Consider the following 15,134-nt stretch of genomic DNA (forward strand, 5'->3'; position numbering starts at 1 on the left):
TCATCCTCTGGCGCGGGATGCGGGCGGATTACCACACGCGCCTTCCCCCTCCTGCAGCCAGCCACCGTCGAAGCCCGCCCGCTCAAGGCCGAGACGGATCGCCGGCATGCTGCGCATCAGCGCCCAGCCAAGGCCGCTTTGCCAGTTCTCGATCATCATGACAACGATGCCCTGGTCAAGACCGACGACACGCGCATCGATCCAGCCCTCCGGGCCTGCGCCGGCGGCCAGGCTCGGGTTAAAGCCGCCGGGAAAGCGCCCTTCGCTCAAAAGTCCCGGATAACTGTCTGCCATATGCACGAGGGAGGCCCGCGCCGCGTCCGGCTCGAACGGCAGGCAGGCGAGCGGCGCCCAGGGCACGAGCGTGCCGTCATCAAGGCCGTAGGGTGCGCCGCGGTTCACATAGCCGAAAAGCCGCTGCTGGCGCCCATCCGCAAGCCGCAGCCGGCCGCGCGGCGCATGGCAGGCGCTCAGGCCCCACAGGTCCTCGCCATATCCGGCGAAACCGCCGGGATTGGAGCGCGCATGGTCCCGCTGCAAGGCGATGGCGCGTCGGGTATTCTCGAAATAATCCGTCCCCCGCTCCCGCATCGTCCGGTCGGAAAGCCCGCGCAGATCGAGCCAGGCCTGCGGAAAGAGATGGATGAAGAGTGGCGCCGCATGCAGATGCGGCCGGCCGTCGACGGGAATCCAGTCATGGCCCTCGGCAAAGGCCGCATAGTGCTCCGGTTCGATCGAATGGTCGGGCGCGCCGAGTGCCAGCACATAGAGCAGCAGCGCTTCGCTGTAACCCCGCCAGCGATGCTTCAAGAACCGCCCCGGCGGCCGCCAGCCCATCGTCAGCGTGTCGGCCCGATTGAGCGCCCAGCGCCAGTCCACCCGCGCATAGAGCCGATCGGCAAGCGCGCGGATCTCGCATTCGTCCGCATCCCTACCGGAAAAATATGCAGAGGCGGTCAGGCAGCCGGCGATCAGCAGCGCCGTATCGACGGTCGAAAGCTCGCTCTGCCAGGTGCGCTCGCCGGTCCGCATGTCGAGGAAGTGATGGTAGAAGCCGCGATAGCCGGTCGCCTGCCGGTGGCGGGACTGCGGGCTTTGGACAAGGAAGCGCAGGGTCGTCACCACCCGCCGCGCGGCATCGCTGCGCGAGAGCCAGCCGCGCTCGACGCCGATCGGATAGCAGGAAAGGCCGAAGCCGGTCGCAGCGATGCTCGCCGGCGCGCCCGGCAACGCGGTGTCGGCGATCAGTCCGGTGACCGGATCCGAATGTTCGAGGAAATACCCGAACGCCGCCTGCTGCAATCGATCGATCTGAAATCGCTCAGTATTTTCCGTACGCTGCGGCATTTCGCCTTTCCTGTCCGACATCCGGCCTCATGCAGGACCCGGCAAAATCACTCTTTAGTGAAGGCCAACTACACCCAAACGGTCGCCGAAATCCAATCTTGTGTTACAGTCTTCTAATCTGACCGCGCGCAATGACTGGTTGAAGCGATGTTGAGCGTGTTGGCGTTACTCCTTTCATTGAGTGGTGGCCCGAGCCCATCGACCGCCGAGGCGACGAATGTCGACGTCGAACTGATCCTGGCGGTCGACATGTCCGGCTCGATGGATCTCGACGAGGCCCGCATCCAGAGGGCCGGCTATGTCGAGGCACTCCGGCATCGCGACTTCCTTGATGCGGTCGAAAGCGGCCAGCTGGGCAAGATCGCCATCGGCTATTTCGAATGGGCCGGAACGGTGAACGAGTCCTCCGTTGTCGCCTGGAAGGTCATCGACAATGCCGCCGACGCCGACGCCTTCGCCAAGCTGATCGAAGCGCGGCCGGTCGGCACACGCCGCGGCACCTCCATCTCCAACGCCATCACCTATGGCACGGCGCTGATCGATTCCAACGCGTTCAGCGGCGTGCGAAGGGTCATCGACATCTCCGGCGACGGGCCGAACAACATCGGCCCGCCGGTGCTTCCAGCCCGCGAGATCGCGATCACGCGCGGCATCACCATCAACGGGCTTGCCATCCTCATCCGCCCGTCGGTTTCGACCGGCCCGCTTGACCAATATTATGCCGAATGTGTCATCGGCGGCCCCGGCTCCTTCGTGCTGCCGGTGCACGAGCCCGAAGATTTCTCCATCGCGATCCGCCAGAAACTGGTGCTCGAAGTCAGCGGCCTGCCACCACCGCCGACCATACGCTATGTCGATGCCTTCCCGGCGCCCGACTGCCTGATCGGCGAGAAATTGCGACCGGGCTTCCTCGACCGGGTCTATCCGGAGCTCGACAAGTAGCCTCGCTCGACCTGACGATGCCCCCGCAACCTTTGCGCGTCAGATTGTCGTTTCCCTTCGCTTCGTCCGACGATAAGATGGCGCGTTGCTTCGCGGATCGATTCATGTCCTTGACCACCACGCCCCATCAGGCCGAACTGGCCACAGACCCGACCACCGACACCGGCAGTCAGCACATCCGCGATACATTGCGCGATGCGATCGTCGAGCGGCGGCTTGCGCCTGGCACGAAGCTTTCGGAAAGCGACGTCGGCGAACTCTTCAACGTCAGCCGAACGCTGGTGCGCGCCGCCCTGCAGGCGCTGTCCTATGAGGGCCTCGTCAACGTCGAGAAGAACCGCGGCGCCTTCGTTGCGCACCCTTCGATCGACGAGGCGCGCCAGATCTTTGCGACCCGCCGGCTGATCGAACCCGGCGTCGTGCGCGCCGCCGCCGCCCAGATCGGCAAGGCGGAGCTTTCCGAACTCAGGCGCATGCTGGCAGCCGAGCGCCAACTGACCGAACAGCGCGGTCAATCGGCCCGTCGTGCGGAAATCAAGGCATCGGGCGATTTCCACCTGGCGCTTGCCGACCTCTCGGGCAACACCATTCTGCGCCGCTTCATGGACGAGCTCGTCGCCCGCTCCTCGCTGGTCATCGCGCTTTACGGACAATCGACCGTTTCGAGCTGCGGCCACAGCGAACACGACGAGATCGTCAACGCGATCGAGCGTGGCGACATCGACGCGGCCGCGCGGCTGATGATCCACCACATCGACCATATCGAAGCCGACCTCGACCTGCGCGTTCTGAAGTCGACCGACCTCAAGGCAGCGCTGGAACTCTAGTGCCGCCACCTGCGCCGGGCCTGGATTTTCAAAACTTTTCAACACCGGTCCGAGCTCGATGGAGCTCCCCGCCGCACCTCCCTTCGTCCGCCGTCGGCAAAAGCGACGCAACCAAAAGATCAGGTTCGCAAAGCCGGAGAGAACTCGCCTGCCGTCAGCGCGAATAAAATCGGTCGACAACATGGAACCATCCCGCTGCTCTCGCGTTGCCCTCTCGCTCGAAAAGACTGTGAACGAGGAATGCAATGAGCGAGAAACTCTTTCCCACTCCCATCCCCCTGAAACTTTCGGCACGACGGCAGACCGTGGTCAGAACGGTGTTCGAAGCCGTGGAACTGCTCAGGCAGTGGCCGGGCCGTCGTGGCCGGGAATATCGCGCAGCCCTCAGACGCTGCCTGGATGCGCTGGATGGATTGACGAGTACGGACCGGGCGAGCCGCTGCTTTGCCGCAGCCGCCCGGGAATCGGGCCTGTTGCTGGCCTGATCCGGGCGACCGGGATGATCCGGAACCGCAAAGGTGATCCGGGATATCAAGGGCTCGGAGTTTGAAGCTTTCACGATGCGCCGAAGGACGATCGGCGCATCGCCCCGACCGAAAGCACCTCAGCTGCGATCAGCAAGATTTCATGCCACGCGCGGCGATCAGTCGGCGAGTTCGGCCGCTTCCTTCGGTCCACGGTCGGCAAGCGCCTTGAGCGCCGCCTTGTCGAGCCGCCAGTCCGGCGCGCCGTAACCGAGCGGCCACTTGTACGGCTCCTTGTCGTTGAAGAAGACGACGGTCGTCAGAAGCGGGAAGGCCTGGCGGTAGGTCTGCTGATCCAGGATTTCGGCATACCATGCACGCTTGTAATCGGCCGAGCCGGAGACCCCGAGTTCGGCAACGATCACGGGCTTGCCGTAACGCGAAACGCGCTGGTACTTTTCCTTGAGCGCTTCGCCGAAGCGACGCTCGCGGCCCCAATAGTCGACGTCCATCTTCTGCAGGCCCCAGACCGGGATGCCGATCGCATCGACGACATCGTCGCCCGGATAATAGGCCGCGAGATTGCGATGGCCCTTCGGCGACCAGACGTAGCGGGCGGCCGGCGCGAGTTCCCGGCACTTGCTGACGAAGTAGCGGAACGCCGTCTTGTAGCCTTCGCTGTCGCGCCGCGCCCAGGGATAGCGCTCGCCGGGCTCTTCCATCTCATGGCCCCAGCGAATGTAGACCGGCCCGCGGAAGTCGGCGGCGCGCGTGCAAATATCGGTAATCTCGCGATCGAAGCGGCCCTTGCCGATATCGGCAAACAGCCGGTTGCCGCCGGCGCGCCAGTCGGCGGCATGGGTATAGGGCTCGACCGAAAGCATCAGCGCCCGCCCCTGTCGCGCGGCATTTGCGAACTTCCGTTTCAGCTGCGCCCGATCCGGCTTCTGCCAGTAGACGAAGACATGCTCGAGTGTCAGCGCGTCGCTGGATGCGACCGCATCATGCGGATCGTAAACACCGATTTCGACCGTGCGTGTTTCCCGCTCCCTTGCCTCAGGCGTGATGGCGGCGGTCGTCAGCGACCGGTCGATACCATCTACGGGATCCTGCGCGCGGCCCGGCGTGACACCGGCAACCGCCAGAAGCGCCAGCGCGCCAGCACCGAGGACCGATCTTGGGACAGCAATAGGCAACGATTTTCTCCGGCGTGCCACATCTGGCACCGCATAAAACCAGACATGGCTTGCTGCGCGCTGGAAGCCGGTGCGATCGCGAGGCCGTGGGCGTCATGCCCGGATGGCAAAAAGGCCGCCGCCAAGGCTGGCAACCGCCCCGTCTCCATGATCGATTGCGCCTGCCTTCCCGAACGCGACAGACTGTTAGAGCGAGGCTCTGAGGAAACAGTGCGACGTGCGCCCGAAGCCGCTCGGCGAGCAGATATAGGGCGCGCGGCCGAGGTAGGTTGCCGTGCGCCTGCGCGTCGGTGCCGGCTCGACGATGTCTTCATCCGCCTCGGCGATCTTCAGCTGCTTCTCTTCCTTGCGGACCTTGATCGAAGGGCTCGCATAGGCACTCGAATGGCCCGATGCAAACAGCGGCGTTTCGCTGACGACCGTCGACGAGCAGCCGGCGGACAGAAGCAGGAGGCTTAGAACTGATGTCGTCGGTACGAGAAACTTGAAACCCGAAACGGCGGTGCGGCCTACGCCGGCACATGCGGTTTTGATTCGCATAAACGTCCTTTCGAATAGCGGTCCAGCCGCCTGGGGCTTCCTTTGGGCGAAAAGGCGGCGATCTTCAACCCCCTTTTTCATTATTCATTGCTTAAATTAACAATTCCTTTCTTAGAGATTCCGCCATGGTTGTGCCGCCGCTTTCGCCCTGCGCTGGCGAACATCGACGCCATGCGGACGGCGGACGCAGGCATCGGCGCGGGCTATGAGCGAAACAAATACGGAAAAGCAAAGGCTTGCCGGGCCCCCTGTATCACGGCATCGGCGAACGGCGACCCGTCTCTGCCGCTTCCGCGCCACCACGCCCGGTGGCAATATCCGGCCGATGCTACGGCTGATGTCCCCGGACAAAAAAATCGACCCCACCCACCGGTTCTCCGCTGGAATCCGGACGGCGGCGGCTGGCGGGGACGACGGGCCGCTGCCATTCGCTATTTTTAGCTATCGCGCATTTACGGATCCTTGACCTCTGCCGGCCACCTTGGAGCGAGGCGCAACATGTTTGAGCGTATGCGCCCACTCCAAAACTGCCCGCCTCCCGCGGGCATTTTTTTGCGCGCACGGTAGCCCTGCGAGCACCAGCCGCCCGGTATTCCCAGAAACGACGCCTTCCCCCGCGCGCCGCTTCATCCCGCCCCATCCTCGACGCCCATTGCACGGGCTGAGGCCTTCCAACGTCTGGCCTCGCCTTGCCGATGGGACATGCGAACTGCGCGCCGGCCAGCCGCGATCGGCTGCTCGCCAGCGCGTTTACCACACTGCGAAAGTCCCATTGCGCGAATTTAAGGAGTTGTTAATAATAGAAAGCGGAGAGCGAGGGGCAATCCAAATTGGATCAAGATACAGGTGCCGACATCGTCGGAGCCGCCGGCATCGCTGGCGCGCGCATAACCATCATTGTTTCTGCACTCGGCGCCGGGGGTACCGAGCACGTCGTCAGTCTCGTTGCCAGCCACTGGGCCCGCCTCGGCTGCACGTCACGGTCATTACACTCGAAGCGCCGACCTCCGAACCCTATTACAGGCTCGATCCGCGCGTCACCATCGAGCGGCTCGACGTGCCGGTTCAGAAGGCTGGCAAGCTGCGGGCCGCCTGGCTGGTGGCAAGGCGGCTCTACCGACTGCGCTCGACGATCAGCCGCACCCGTCCCGACTTCGTGCTGAGCTTCCTGACGCGCACGAACGTGTTGACGCTGCTCGCAACACGAGGCCTCAGGCTCCCGGTGATCGTGTCCGAGCGCAACAACCCGGCGGTGCAGCCCTTCGGCCCCTTCTGGAAATGGCTGCAGCTTCGTCTCTACCCGCGCGCCTTTGCGCTGGTGACGATGACCAAGGGCGCGCTGGACTATTTCCCGCCGAATGTTCGCCGCTCCAGCCGGGTGATCGCCAATGCGATCAATCTGCCCGACGGCTGGCAAAAGAAGCGCGGCAACAATGTGCTCACCGCCGTCGGGCGCCTGACTGAGCAAAAAGGCTTCGATCTGCTGCTCGAAGCCTTCGCCAAGGTGGCCAGTGACCACCCCGAATGGAAGCTCGTCATCTGGGGCGAAGGCGAGGCGAGAAAAGCGCTGGAAGCCCAGCGCAATGCGCTCGGATTGGCCGACCGGGTGGAAATGCCCGGCGTCACCGCGAAACCCGGCCTCTGGGTCGAAACCGCCGACCTCTTCGTCCTGTCATCCCGCTACCAAGGCTGGGGCATCGCCCTGCTTGAAGCGATGGCCGCAGGCCTCCCCGTCGTCTCCTTCGCCTGCGAATGGGGCCCGACCGACATGATTGCCAACGGCGACGACGGCATCCTCGTCGAAAACGGCGACATCAACGCCCTGGCCGAAGCCCTCTCCAACCTGATGGGCGACGAGACCCTGCGCGCCCGTCTCGCGGCCAACGCCGAAGCCAATGTCCGACGCTACGACGCCGAACATATCCTCTCCCAATGGGACGCCGTGGCGCTCTCGGCACTGGAAAACTCGAGCACCCCGAGGGCCACGATGAAGCCCCGGGCCATCCCCGCTTCCGGCTAAGGATCTGGCCGCGTTGGCGGAGACAACTGCGAACGTGGCCTCGGAAAGGGTATGTCCTGTCAAACCGGTCGCGACAGGCGAGCGCTTTGTAGACCAATGCTGGTCAGCGTGCCGCCATAGTTGAAGACCCGGTAGATGCCGGCGCCGAAGCTGCCGCCGGAGGAGACGGAAACGTTGAGCGTGCCGTCGAGCACCAGGTTGCCACCGACATCGACAAGATCGTTGAGCGCGCCACCGGCGACATTGGCCTGGCCGAATTCGAAATCGACGATGGAAGCGGCAGCGAGCGACAGATTGCCATTGATCGTCAACGTTCCGGGCTGTTGCCGAGCGCCAGCGTGCCGCGTCGTTCACGACGACGCTGCCGCCGATCGTGCCGTTGCCGCCGAGCACGGCGCCAGAACCAACCGTCGTCAGTCCGGTTGCAATCGACTGGTTGCCGTTGACCAGCAGCTTGCCGGCATCGACGTTCGTGGCACCCGAATAGCTGTTGCGCCGGAGAGGATCCGTCGCTCACGATCCTTGCATGAGGTGACGTGCAATCTGCACCAGCGCTGCATCGCTGCCGTCTGACCCCTTTGTTCGTTTTCCCGCCTCCAGCCAGCAAACGTTCATGACCGCCAGAATGTCGTCATCCGACTGGACCACGCCTGCCGCGTCAAAGTCTCTTCGAATGATCGCAAGAATGTCGCTGCGTTCGACCTCCAGCGCCGCCATCGCAAGACCATCCGAGTAGGTCTTGGCATTTTCGCCGGCAAGGGCCAGTTTCTCCGCCGCCCAAAAGCCAACCAGCTTGTTGCGACGTACGATTCGCACCATTTCCGCGCCCGGACCAGCCATCGAAATTCTCCATTGCCGCCTGGCCGGCCATCCTAGCAGAAACCACGAGGAAGAGGGTTGGATTATCCGACGTTGGCGGAACATGCCGTGCGCAATTTCGCGTCGTGCAAAGTCGCTGGAAGTGTCCCCAACCTGCGCGCACATCAAATCTGGGCAAAAATCAGCCAGAAAACCTAGAAAACTCAATGTTCGCAAGTGACTGGTGGGCCCGGAGGGACTCGAACCCCCAACCAAGCGGTTATGAGCCGCCGGCTCTAACCATTGAGCTACAGGCCCACTCTGGATCCGCTCCTGTCCTTAAACCGTAACGGTCCAGGGATAAGACACGGGGCAGCAACTTTAAGTGCTACGGTGGCCTTTGCGCTTCTGAACGAGGCGTGGCACCGTCGTGATCCAGGCCCGCGAACCAATGGCAGTTTGCGGGTGGCCAAGGCTCTAGCGGAAAACCTTTTTGCGGACAAGCCATTGCCGCAATGCTCACACAATCGATAGCCAAGAAGACGCTTGGGACGGAACAACCGGAGAGACATTGAAGATGATTTCCACACGCACTGCCCGCACGCTTTCGATCGCCGCCTTCGCTGCGGCTTTTGCTGGCGTTGCCGCCGCTCAGGCGCAGGAGACGGACAAGGACAAGGCCACCATCGTCGTTGCCGGCGAAGGCCGCGCGACGACCGCGCCGGACATGGCAGTCCTGCAGCTGAGCGTCGTCAAGGATGGCAAGACCGCGCGTGAAGCGCTGGACGCCAACAACAAGACCATGGCCGAAGTGCTGAAGGCGCTGAAGGACGGCGGCATTGCCGATCGCGACCTGCAGACGAGCGGCTTCATGCTCAACCCGCAATACAGCTACCCGACCAACACCGACGGCAGCAACCGCGCGCCGGAGTTGATCGGCTACCAGGTGACGAACGGCGTCAGCGTCCGCGTTCGCGATCTCGCCAAGCTCGGCGAAGTGATCGACAAGTCGGTTTCGCTCGGCGTCAACCAGGGTGGCGGCGTACAGTTCACCAACGACAAGCCGGAAGCCGTGATCACCGAAGCGCGCAAGGCAGCCGTTGCCGATGCCGTTGAGAAGGCCAAGGTGCTGGCCGAAGCGGCCGGCGTCTCGGTCGGCAAGATCGTCAACATCTCCGAGCAGGGCTTCCGCCCCGAGCCGGTGCCGATGATGCGCGCCGGCATGGCCAAGGAATATGCCGCCGACGCCGTTCCGGTCGCAACCGGCGAAAACAGCTACAACGTGACGGTCAACGTGACCTTCGAAATCAAGCAGTAAGGCTTGTCAGCAACGCCCGCGGCCAAGCGCGGGCGTTCAGCGATCGAACGCCCCTGGTGCCAAGGATGGGTGCCGGGGGCTTTTCTTTTGGGCGCTGGTGCTCGCGATGCACTCGACTAAGACCGGGCCCGGCGCTGAACGCCGTCCGACCTCCAGGCTTAAATTTGCCGGCACCTGCTTTGACATCGCTTCCCGCGCGCGATTTGCTGCCGCCCCTAGCCCTTCGGCATCGCCCGCGACCGCTCCGCGATCTCCGCCTGGCGTCGCCCTCGCCTCCACGTCCTCGTCATCTTCGCCGCTAAAGCGGACCTCCAGCCACATCGCATGGATCGTTGGTCCCGAGTGTTCGGTCGAGGAGATCCTTGGCAGGTATTCCGGGCGATGGCTGACACATGGGCTGGATCTGGTCTGAAGAAGATCAGCCGATGCCTAGGCCGCAGATGTCCGCGATGGAATTGCGCCGCGCGTTCATTCGTCTGGCAATGCTAGAGGGCAAACCGGCCGGAACCTTGCCGTCGGTTCGGCAACTACGGTGCCTGACACGACGATCGCCCGAGCGGACGATTCGCACGTGTGGACCGCGCTGTCGGCCTGATCCACTTCGCTTCGTTCACGCGTCCCGACCAGGACTGCGCGCAACCGGCGCCCCTTGGTCGCTGCGGCGTCAAACAAAAAGCCCCCCATGCCTTGGCATGAGGGGCCATTCTTCCGCCGGCCGGGGGAGACGAGGCGGGAAGATTGCTTAGGTGTTACCAGCGGCCGATCGTCGGGCAGCCGCGGGCGTTCGCAAACACGATCGTCTGGCGTTGGCCGTGGCGACGGCCTTCGACGACGACGCGGCGCGAAGAGACGTCGGCGACATAGGCGCGGCGGAGTCCACGATCGCGGGCCTTGTCGACGGCCATCCAGGGCGCGCAACGGCCGCGGCGGTCACGGTCCCAGTGGCGGTCACGGCCGCGACCCCAGTCGCGCTCGTCACCGTAGCCGCCGTCGTAGTCGCGATACTGGACATCGACGCCACCGCGCGGGCCGAAACCGAATTCGATCGATTCCGCCGAAGCGGTGGAGGCGGCACCCAGCAGGCCGGTAAGTCCGATGACGGCGGCGGCAGCGGCGTTAAAAAGGCGGTTCTTCATAAGATCTCTCCAAGCTTGAAGGGTTCGAGGGGCAATCACCGTCCCAAGCGATTGATCAGAGAATAGGGTCGCCAAGCTGAACGACAGCGGAACCCGATGTTCATGGGACGTTCAGATTGCCAGAACGTGATGACCACACGCGCGTGGAGGAGACTTTCGTGCAAGTCACAGTCGATAAGGCATTGCTTATAAACAAGTATTTCGAAGGGCTTTGACCGCGGCCAAGGCGCTGGGACGCGCCTTCGCCTGCGCTTGGACAAGCGGCGAATCAGCCGCCGTCATCGGCGTGCCAGAGGTGATTCGCGCCCGTATTTTCCCGATCAAGACATGATCGGTCATCCGGCGGTCAGTAAGAAAACTTGAAAATGAAGGGGCGCGACCGTCAGGAGCGGTCGGCTACGCGTCGCTCAGCCGGCAAGCGCCCGCTCAAAGACGCGAATATTGCGATAATGGCTGAGGCGGGTGATGGCGCCGTCCTCGATCTCGAAGACGAGCACGCTGGGAATGGAGTAGCTCTGGCCAGTCGCAGGGGGAAAGCCTTCCATGGTCTCGCGGTAGGTGCCCCGTACCGTCAAATCGGCGGCCACGCGCTGGCCGAAGGCATCGCGCATCAGTACCACGTCTCCGAACTGCTCGTCGAATCGGCGCAGATAGTTCATCAGCCAGGCGCGCAAGGGGCCGACGCCGACGGTGCGTTGACCGGTCAGCGAATCGAGTTCGATGTCCTCATGCACGAGCCGCGCCAGCGCCTCGAAATCCCGCTGGTTCAGCGCCTCGATAAAGCCGCTGGCAATCGTCTGTGCATCGGTCATTCCGGTTCCTCCCTAGCCTCGAAGGCCGGTTCCCAAGCCCTTGCTCTCGCCCCTTTATCTAGAACCCTTGCGCCGCCGTTCAATCGTCGGCGCCGGCCAATCAGGCGGAAAGATGCAGGACGATCTCGCGGCGATGCGGGCGGTCGCGATGCTCGAAGAGGTAGAGCCCCTGCCAGGTGCCGGTGAGCATCCGGCCACCACTGACGGGAATGCCGAGCGATACCGGCGTCAACGCCGCCTTGATATGTGCCGGCATATCGTCGGGGCCTTCCTGGGTGTGCACGATCCAGCGCATGGAGGGATCCGAGGACGGCGGCACGAGGCGGCGGAAAAAGGCGTCCAGATCGCGCTTCACGTCCGGGTCGGCGTTTTCCTGGATGAGAAGCGAACAGGAGGTGTGCCGCACGAAGACCGTGAGCAGCCCCTCGCCTGCCGCGTTGGCGCGCACGAAGGCCGCCGCCTCGTCGGTAAATTCATAGAGCCCCTGGCCATGGGTGGCGATGGTGATGCGCGTTTGCGGCATGAAGGCCTCCGGCAGGCGGTCGCATCCGCCCGAGAGGCGGTGCGACCCGTTGATATGCCCAATGCTTTTATCCCCGGACCGTTCCCGGTCCAAGGCGATCTGCCGCAATCCGTCGCGGTGGCGTGCCTACATCTCCAGGAAGGTCTCGAAGCCGCCATAGATCATGCGCTTGCCGTCGAACACCTGCTTCCAGGCATCGCCCTGCAGCCGCGGATCGGCCATGACCTTGGCAACGATCGCGTCGCGCTCGGCGCGGGATTTGTAGGTGATCCAGGAGAACACCACCGTCTCATCGTCCTTGGCCTGCACCGAGCGGGGAAAGGACGTCACTTCGCCATAGGGCGCGTCATCCGCCAGGCATTCGGTGTAGGCGAGCGCGCCGTGCTCCATCCACACCGCACCCGCCGCCTTCGCCATCGCCTTGTAGGCCTCGATATTCGCCTTCGGCACGGCAACGATAAAGCCATCCACATAGGTCATCGACATAGTCTCCTCTGTTCGTTCTACGAGCATAGGACGCAGGACGGCCAAGAGTTCCGACATCGGGACGGAATTTTCTTTCAAGTGCGGCGCTGCTTTTGTCGGAACCGCGCTTCCCCGTTCGTCCTTGGCCGGTAGCATCCAAATCGGGAGACACCCATGCAGAAGATCACGCCGTTTCTCTGGTTCGACGATCAGCTGGAGGACGCCATCGCTTTCTACACCGCCATTTTCCGCAACAGCCGCATCACCGACGTGAAGCGGGGCCCCGACGGCAGGGCCTTTACCGCGTCCTTCGAGATCGAGGGGCAGCACTTCATGGGGCTCAACGGCGGGCCGCATTTCAAGTTCAGCGAGGCCGTGTCGTTCTTCCTACGCTGCTCCGACCAGGCGGAAGTCGACTACTTCTGGGAAAGGCTCTTGGACGGCGGCACGCCGCAGCATTGCGGCTGGCTGAAGGACAGGTTCGGTCTTTCCTGGCAGATCATCCCGGACGCCCTGATGCGTCACCTCGGCGATCCTGATCCGGCGCGTGCGGCCCGCGCCCAGCAGGCGATGATGGGCATGGTGAAGATCGATGTCGCGGAACTTGATCGCGCAGCCGCTGGTTAAGCGGAAGAACGGTCCCCTGGCGCCGGCTCAACCGGGCTGCGGCGTCAGCTGCCGCAGCCTCTGAGCTGCTTGCTGTAGACCTGGGCCATGCCGGCCGCCCGCTTGGCGCCGTTCTTGGCCGTATCGCTCCAGTTGCCTCGGGAATAGCCGCCGTGGCCATGGTAATAGGCGATGTAGAGCCTGTAGGCGTCGTTGAGGGCGATGCCGTTCCGCTGGGCACTTTCGCGATGGTACCAGGCGATGAAGCGGATCGCGTCGCCGAAGTCCGAACGCCGCGCTGCCCAGCGGCCGGTCTCGCTCTGATAGCGCGCCCAGGTGCCGTCGAGCGCCTGGGAATAGCCGTATGCTGTCGAAGCGCGCGTCCAGGGGATGAAGCCGAAAAGCTTGGTGCGTGGCGGACGGGCATTATGGCGGAAGCCGGATTCGGTGTAGATCGTCGCCATCAGGATCGGCACGGGCACGCCGTATTCACGCTGGGCGCTATAGGCTTCCCGGCGCCAATTGTTGAAAAGGCCATCTTGCTGCTCGAAAACCGCGCAGGCATTCCGGGTGTCTCTCGGCACCGTTCCGCAGCCGGCCAGCAACAGGAGGACGACGACAAATACGCAACGCATCGCAGAACCTCTTGCTTCCCCGCAGCACGGCGATTGCGCGCAAGGCAATGCCGCGGGAAAAATGCTCGAACACCACGGGCCGCCCGTCGGGGCCGCGGCGCTCCAGAGATTGATAAAACGTAAACCTTAAGGATCTCTTTTGATTCAAAGGAGAACCATCGAAGGCCCGGCCATTGAACTTTCGCCACCGGAGGTTTTACGATCCACGGGAGACATGCAGCGCCAGCCATAGGGCGCAAAGGAGCGTATCGATGAAAATATCCGCCTTGATGGTGCTCGCCTTCACGGGCTTGTTCGCCGCGACTGGCCTTGCGCGCGCCGACGAATGCGCCGATGCGAGCGACCAGGCGACGATGAATGTCTGCGCCGACAAGGCGCTGAAGGCCTCCGACGCCGAACTGAACGCCCTTTACAAGCAAATCCAGGGACGCCTGAAGGACGATGCCGACAAGACGAAGCTGCTGGTTGCCGCGCAAAGGGCCTGGATCGCCTATCGCGATGCCGAATGCGATTTCGCAAGCTCGGGCGTTGCCGGCGGCTCGGCCCAGCCGATGATCACGCTTGAATGCCGCGACGATCGCACACAGAAGCGCGTCGCCGACTTCAAGACCTATCTGAGCTGTGAGGAGGGCGATCTCAGTTGCGTCCTGCCGCCGGCAAACTGATCCGGAAAAGAGCGACGGTCACGGCGCTCGTAGCGGCGCTTCTCTGCCACGCCGGCAGCAACGCCGGGGCGGCAGATATCGACGCGCTTTATCGCAGTGACGCGATCGTCACCGGCACGGGTGAGGCCAACCGTGCTATCGGTTTTCGCGAATGCCTGCGTGAAGTGCTCGTCAAACTATCCGGCGATCCGATGATCACAGAGGCGCCTCGGTTTGCTGCAGCGGAGGCCAAGGCCGGCAGCTTCGTCTCGACCTTCTCCTACCGCGATCGCCTCGAAGGCATCCCGATCCATGACGAACAGGGCACGCACGACCGCCCGCATGACCTCACCTGCCGGTATCACCCGGCAACGCTGGACCCGCTTCTCGCAGAACTCGGCCGCAAGCCATGGCTCTCCCCTCGCCCGGCGATCGCCGTATGGCTGGCGGTCAAGGACCAGAAGCGCCGCTTCGTGCTGACACGCGACAGCAGTGAAAGTCCCTATATGGCGGATTCGCTTGAGGCAGCTGCAAAGCCGCTGGCGCTTTCGACCGTGCTGCCGGATGCGGCGACCGTAACCGCCCGGAAACCCGCGCTCGACACCCTGCCGCAAGCGGATCCGGCGCAGCTCTTTTCACCCGTGACACAAACCGACGGCGACGTGCGGCTCATCGGCACGCTCGTCTGGTCCGACGCCGCCCGTGGCTGGATCGCCCAATGGCAGATGGACGCGGGCGGCAAGCGTTACCGTTGGCAGTTGAGCGGCATCAGCTTTGACGACGCCTTTCGCAACGCCATGCGCGGCGCGGCCCGCATCCTCTCGGGAAACGGTGCGCCGTGAACGAGGCATCTGGCGTTGT

General features: G+C 63.6%; 17 protein-coding genes, 1 tRNA gene and 2 pseudogenes. 9 read left to right on the forward strand and 11 right to left on the reverse strand.

The features are described 5' to 3' along the window. Positions 1-1,347 carry a glucoamylase family protein gene (locus tag FA04_RS11700; protein ID WP_051659239.1) on the reverse strand — a complete coding sequence of 449 codons (1,347 nt, stop codon included), beginning with the start codon at positions 1,345-1,347 and terminating at the stop codon, positions 1-3. Positions 1,348-1,494: 147 nt separating this feature from the next. Between FA04_RS11700 and FA04_RS11705 the strand changes: the two genes are divergently transcribed. The 3 genes from FA04_RS11705 to FA04_RS11715 all read left to right on the forward strand — a co-directional run bounded on the left by FA04_RS11705 (position 1,495) and on the right by FA04_RS11715 (position 3,601). Further along, positions 1,495-2,289, forward strand: coding sequence for a DUF1194 domain-containing protein (locus FA04_RS11705; protein ID WP_034791962.1), 795 nt, complete (start codon positions 1,495-1,497; stop codon positions 2,287-2,289). Between the two features lie 104 nt (positions 2,290-2,393). After that, entirely contained in the window at positions 2,394-3,116 is a 723-nt protein-coding gene (locus FA04_RS11710; protein WP_051659285.1) for a GntR family transcriptional regulator, read from the forward strand. A gap of 245 nt (positions 3,117-3,361) precedes the next feature. Further along, the gene (locus FA04_RS11715; RefSeq protein WP_034791960.1) at positions 3,362-3,601 is read left to right on the forward strand and encodes a DUF982 domain-containing protein; all 240 of its coding nucleotides are present in this window, start codon (positions 3,362-3,364) and stop codon (positions 3,599-3,601) included. Between the two features lie 158 nt (positions 3,602-3,759). Here the strand turns inward: FA04_RS11715 and FA04_RS11720 are convergent, their stop codons facing one another. After that, on the reverse strand, positions 3,760-4,776 hold the full coding sequence (locus FA04_RS11720; RefSeq protein WP_051659238.1) for a glycoside hydrolase family 26 protein: 1,017 nt from the start codon (positions 4,774-4,776) through the stop codon (positions 3,760-3,762). Between the two features lie 186 nt (positions 4,777-4,962). Further along, the gene (locus FA04_RS11725; RefSeq protein WP_034791958.1) at positions 4,963-5,316 is read right to left on the reverse strand and encodes a hypothetical protein; all 354 of its coding nucleotides are present in this window, start codon (positions 5,314-5,316) and stop codon (positions 4,963-4,965) included. A 42-nt stretch (positions 5,317-5,358) separates the two neighbouring features. Between FA04_RS11725 and FA04_RS35125 the strand changes: the two genes are divergently transcribed. Then, on the forward strand, positions 5,359-5,757 hold the full coding sequence (locus tag FA04_RS35125) for a hypothetical protein (RefSeq protein WP_143106220.1): 399 nt from the start codon (positions 5,359-5,361) through the stop codon (positions 5,755-5,757). 389 nt (positions 5,758-6,146) lie between these two features. After that, positions 6,147-7,336: pseudogene (locus tag FA04_RS11730) on the forward strand (glycosyltransferase family 4 protein). A 74-nt stretch (positions 7,337-7,410) separates the two neighbouring features. Here FA04_RS11730 and FA04_RS36685 read toward each other — a convergent pair. From FA04_RS36685 to FA04_RS11745, 3 genes and pseudogenes are all read right to left on the reverse strand, one after another. Then, positions 7,411-7,828 (reverse strand): annotated as a pseudogene (locus FA04_RS36685) (hypothetical protein); the annotation flags it as partial. 21 nt (positions 7,829-7,849) lie between these two features. Further along, positions 7,850-8,176, reverse strand: a complete 327-nt coding sequence (locus FA04_RS35615) for an ATPase inhibitor subunit zeta (protein ID WP_034803424.1) — start codon at positions 8,174-8,176, stop codon at positions 7,850-7,852. Between the two features lie 200 nt (positions 8,177-8,376). Then, positions 8,377-8,452: transfer RNA gene (locus tag FA04_RS11745), tRNA-Ile, on the reverse strand. Positions 8,453-8,711: 259 nt separating this feature from the next. On the opposite strand from FA04_RS11745, the gene FA04_RS11750 reads away from it, so the two are divergent. Then, on the forward strand, positions 8,712-9,452 hold the full coding sequence (locus tag FA04_RS11750; RefSeq protein ID WP_034803426.1) for an SIMPL domain-containing protein: 741 nt from the start codon (positions 8,712-8,714) through the stop codon (positions 9,450-9,452). A 749-nt stretch (positions 9,453-10,201) separates the two neighbouring features. Here the strand turns inward: FA04_RS11750 and FA04_RS11760 are convergent. The 4 genes from FA04_RS11760 to FA04_RS11775 all read right to left on the reverse strand — a co-directional run bounded on the left by FA04_RS11760 (position 10,202) and on the right by FA04_RS11775 (position 12,403). Next, the gene (locus FA04_RS11760; protein ID WP_034803430.1) at positions 10,202-10,588 is read right to left on the reverse strand and encodes a hypothetical protein; all 387 of its coding nucleotides are present in this window, start codon (positions 10,586-10,588) and stop codon (positions 10,202-10,204) included. Positions 10,589-10,995: 407 nt separating this feature from the next. Continuing rightward, the gene (locus FA04_RS11765; protein ID WP_034803432.1) at positions 10,996-11,400 is read right to left on the reverse strand and encodes a ketosteroid isomerase-related protein; all 405 of its coding nucleotides are present in this window, start codon (positions 11,398-11,400) and stop codon (positions 10,996-10,998) included. Between the two features lie 100 nt (positions 11,401-11,500). Next, the gene (locus FA04_RS11770) at positions 11,501-11,923 is read right to left on the reverse strand and encodes a secondary thiamine-phosphate synthase enzyme YjbQ (RefSeq protein WP_034803443.1); all 423 of its coding nucleotides are present in this window, start codon (positions 11,921-11,923) and stop codon (positions 11,501-11,503) included. 126 nt (positions 11,924-12,049) lie between these two features. After that, positions 12,050-12,403, reverse strand: a complete 354-nt coding sequence (locus FA04_RS11775; RefSeq protein ID WP_034803445.1) for a DUF1428 domain-containing protein — start codon at positions 12,401-12,403, stop codon at positions 12,050-12,052. Positions 12,404-12,562: 159 nt separating this feature from the next. On the opposite strand from FA04_RS11775, the gene FA04_RS11780 reads away from it, so the two are divergent. Further along, the gene (locus tag FA04_RS11780) at positions 12,563-13,015 is read left to right on the forward strand and encodes a VOC family protein (RefSeq protein WP_034803434.1); all 453 of its coding nucleotides are present in this window, start codon (positions 12,563-12,565) and stop codon (positions 13,013-13,015) included. A gap of 44 nt (positions 13,016-13,059) precedes the next feature. Here the strand turns inward: FA04_RS11780 and FA04_RS11785 are convergent, their stop codons facing one another. Beyond that, a complete protein-coding gene (locus FA04_RS11785; protein WP_034803436.1) occupies positions 13,060-13,629 on the reverse strand; it encodes a transglycosylase SLT domain-containing protein in 570 nt (189 codons plus the stop codon). A gap of 251 nt (positions 13,630-13,880) precedes the next feature. On the opposite strand from FA04_RS11785, the gene FA04_RS11790 reads away from it, so the two are divergent. Both FA04_RS11790 and FA04_RS11795 read left to right on the forward strand, forming a co-directional pair. Then, a complete protein-coding gene (locus tag FA04_RS11790) occupies positions 13,881-14,294 on the forward strand; it encodes a lysozyme inhibitor LprI family protein (RefSeq protein WP_082572739.1) in 414 nt (137 codons plus the stop codon). Continuing rightward, positions 14,270-15,115: a DUF2066 domain-containing protein gene (locus FA04_RS11795; RefSeq protein ID WP_051659655.1), complete on the forward strand. Its 846-nt coding sequence runs from the start codon at positions 14,270-14,272 to the stop codon at positions 15,113-15,115. Before FA04_RS11790 ends, FA04_RS11795 begins: the two co-directional genes overlap by 25 nt. Positions 15,116-15,134: the final 19 nt, after the last annotated feature.

Origin of the sequence: Ensifer adhaerens (assembly GCF_000697965.2) — a bacterium.
Classification (GTDB): Bacteria; Pseudomonadota; Alphaproteobacteria; order Rhizobiales; family Rhizobiaceae; genus Ensifer; species Ensifer adhaerens.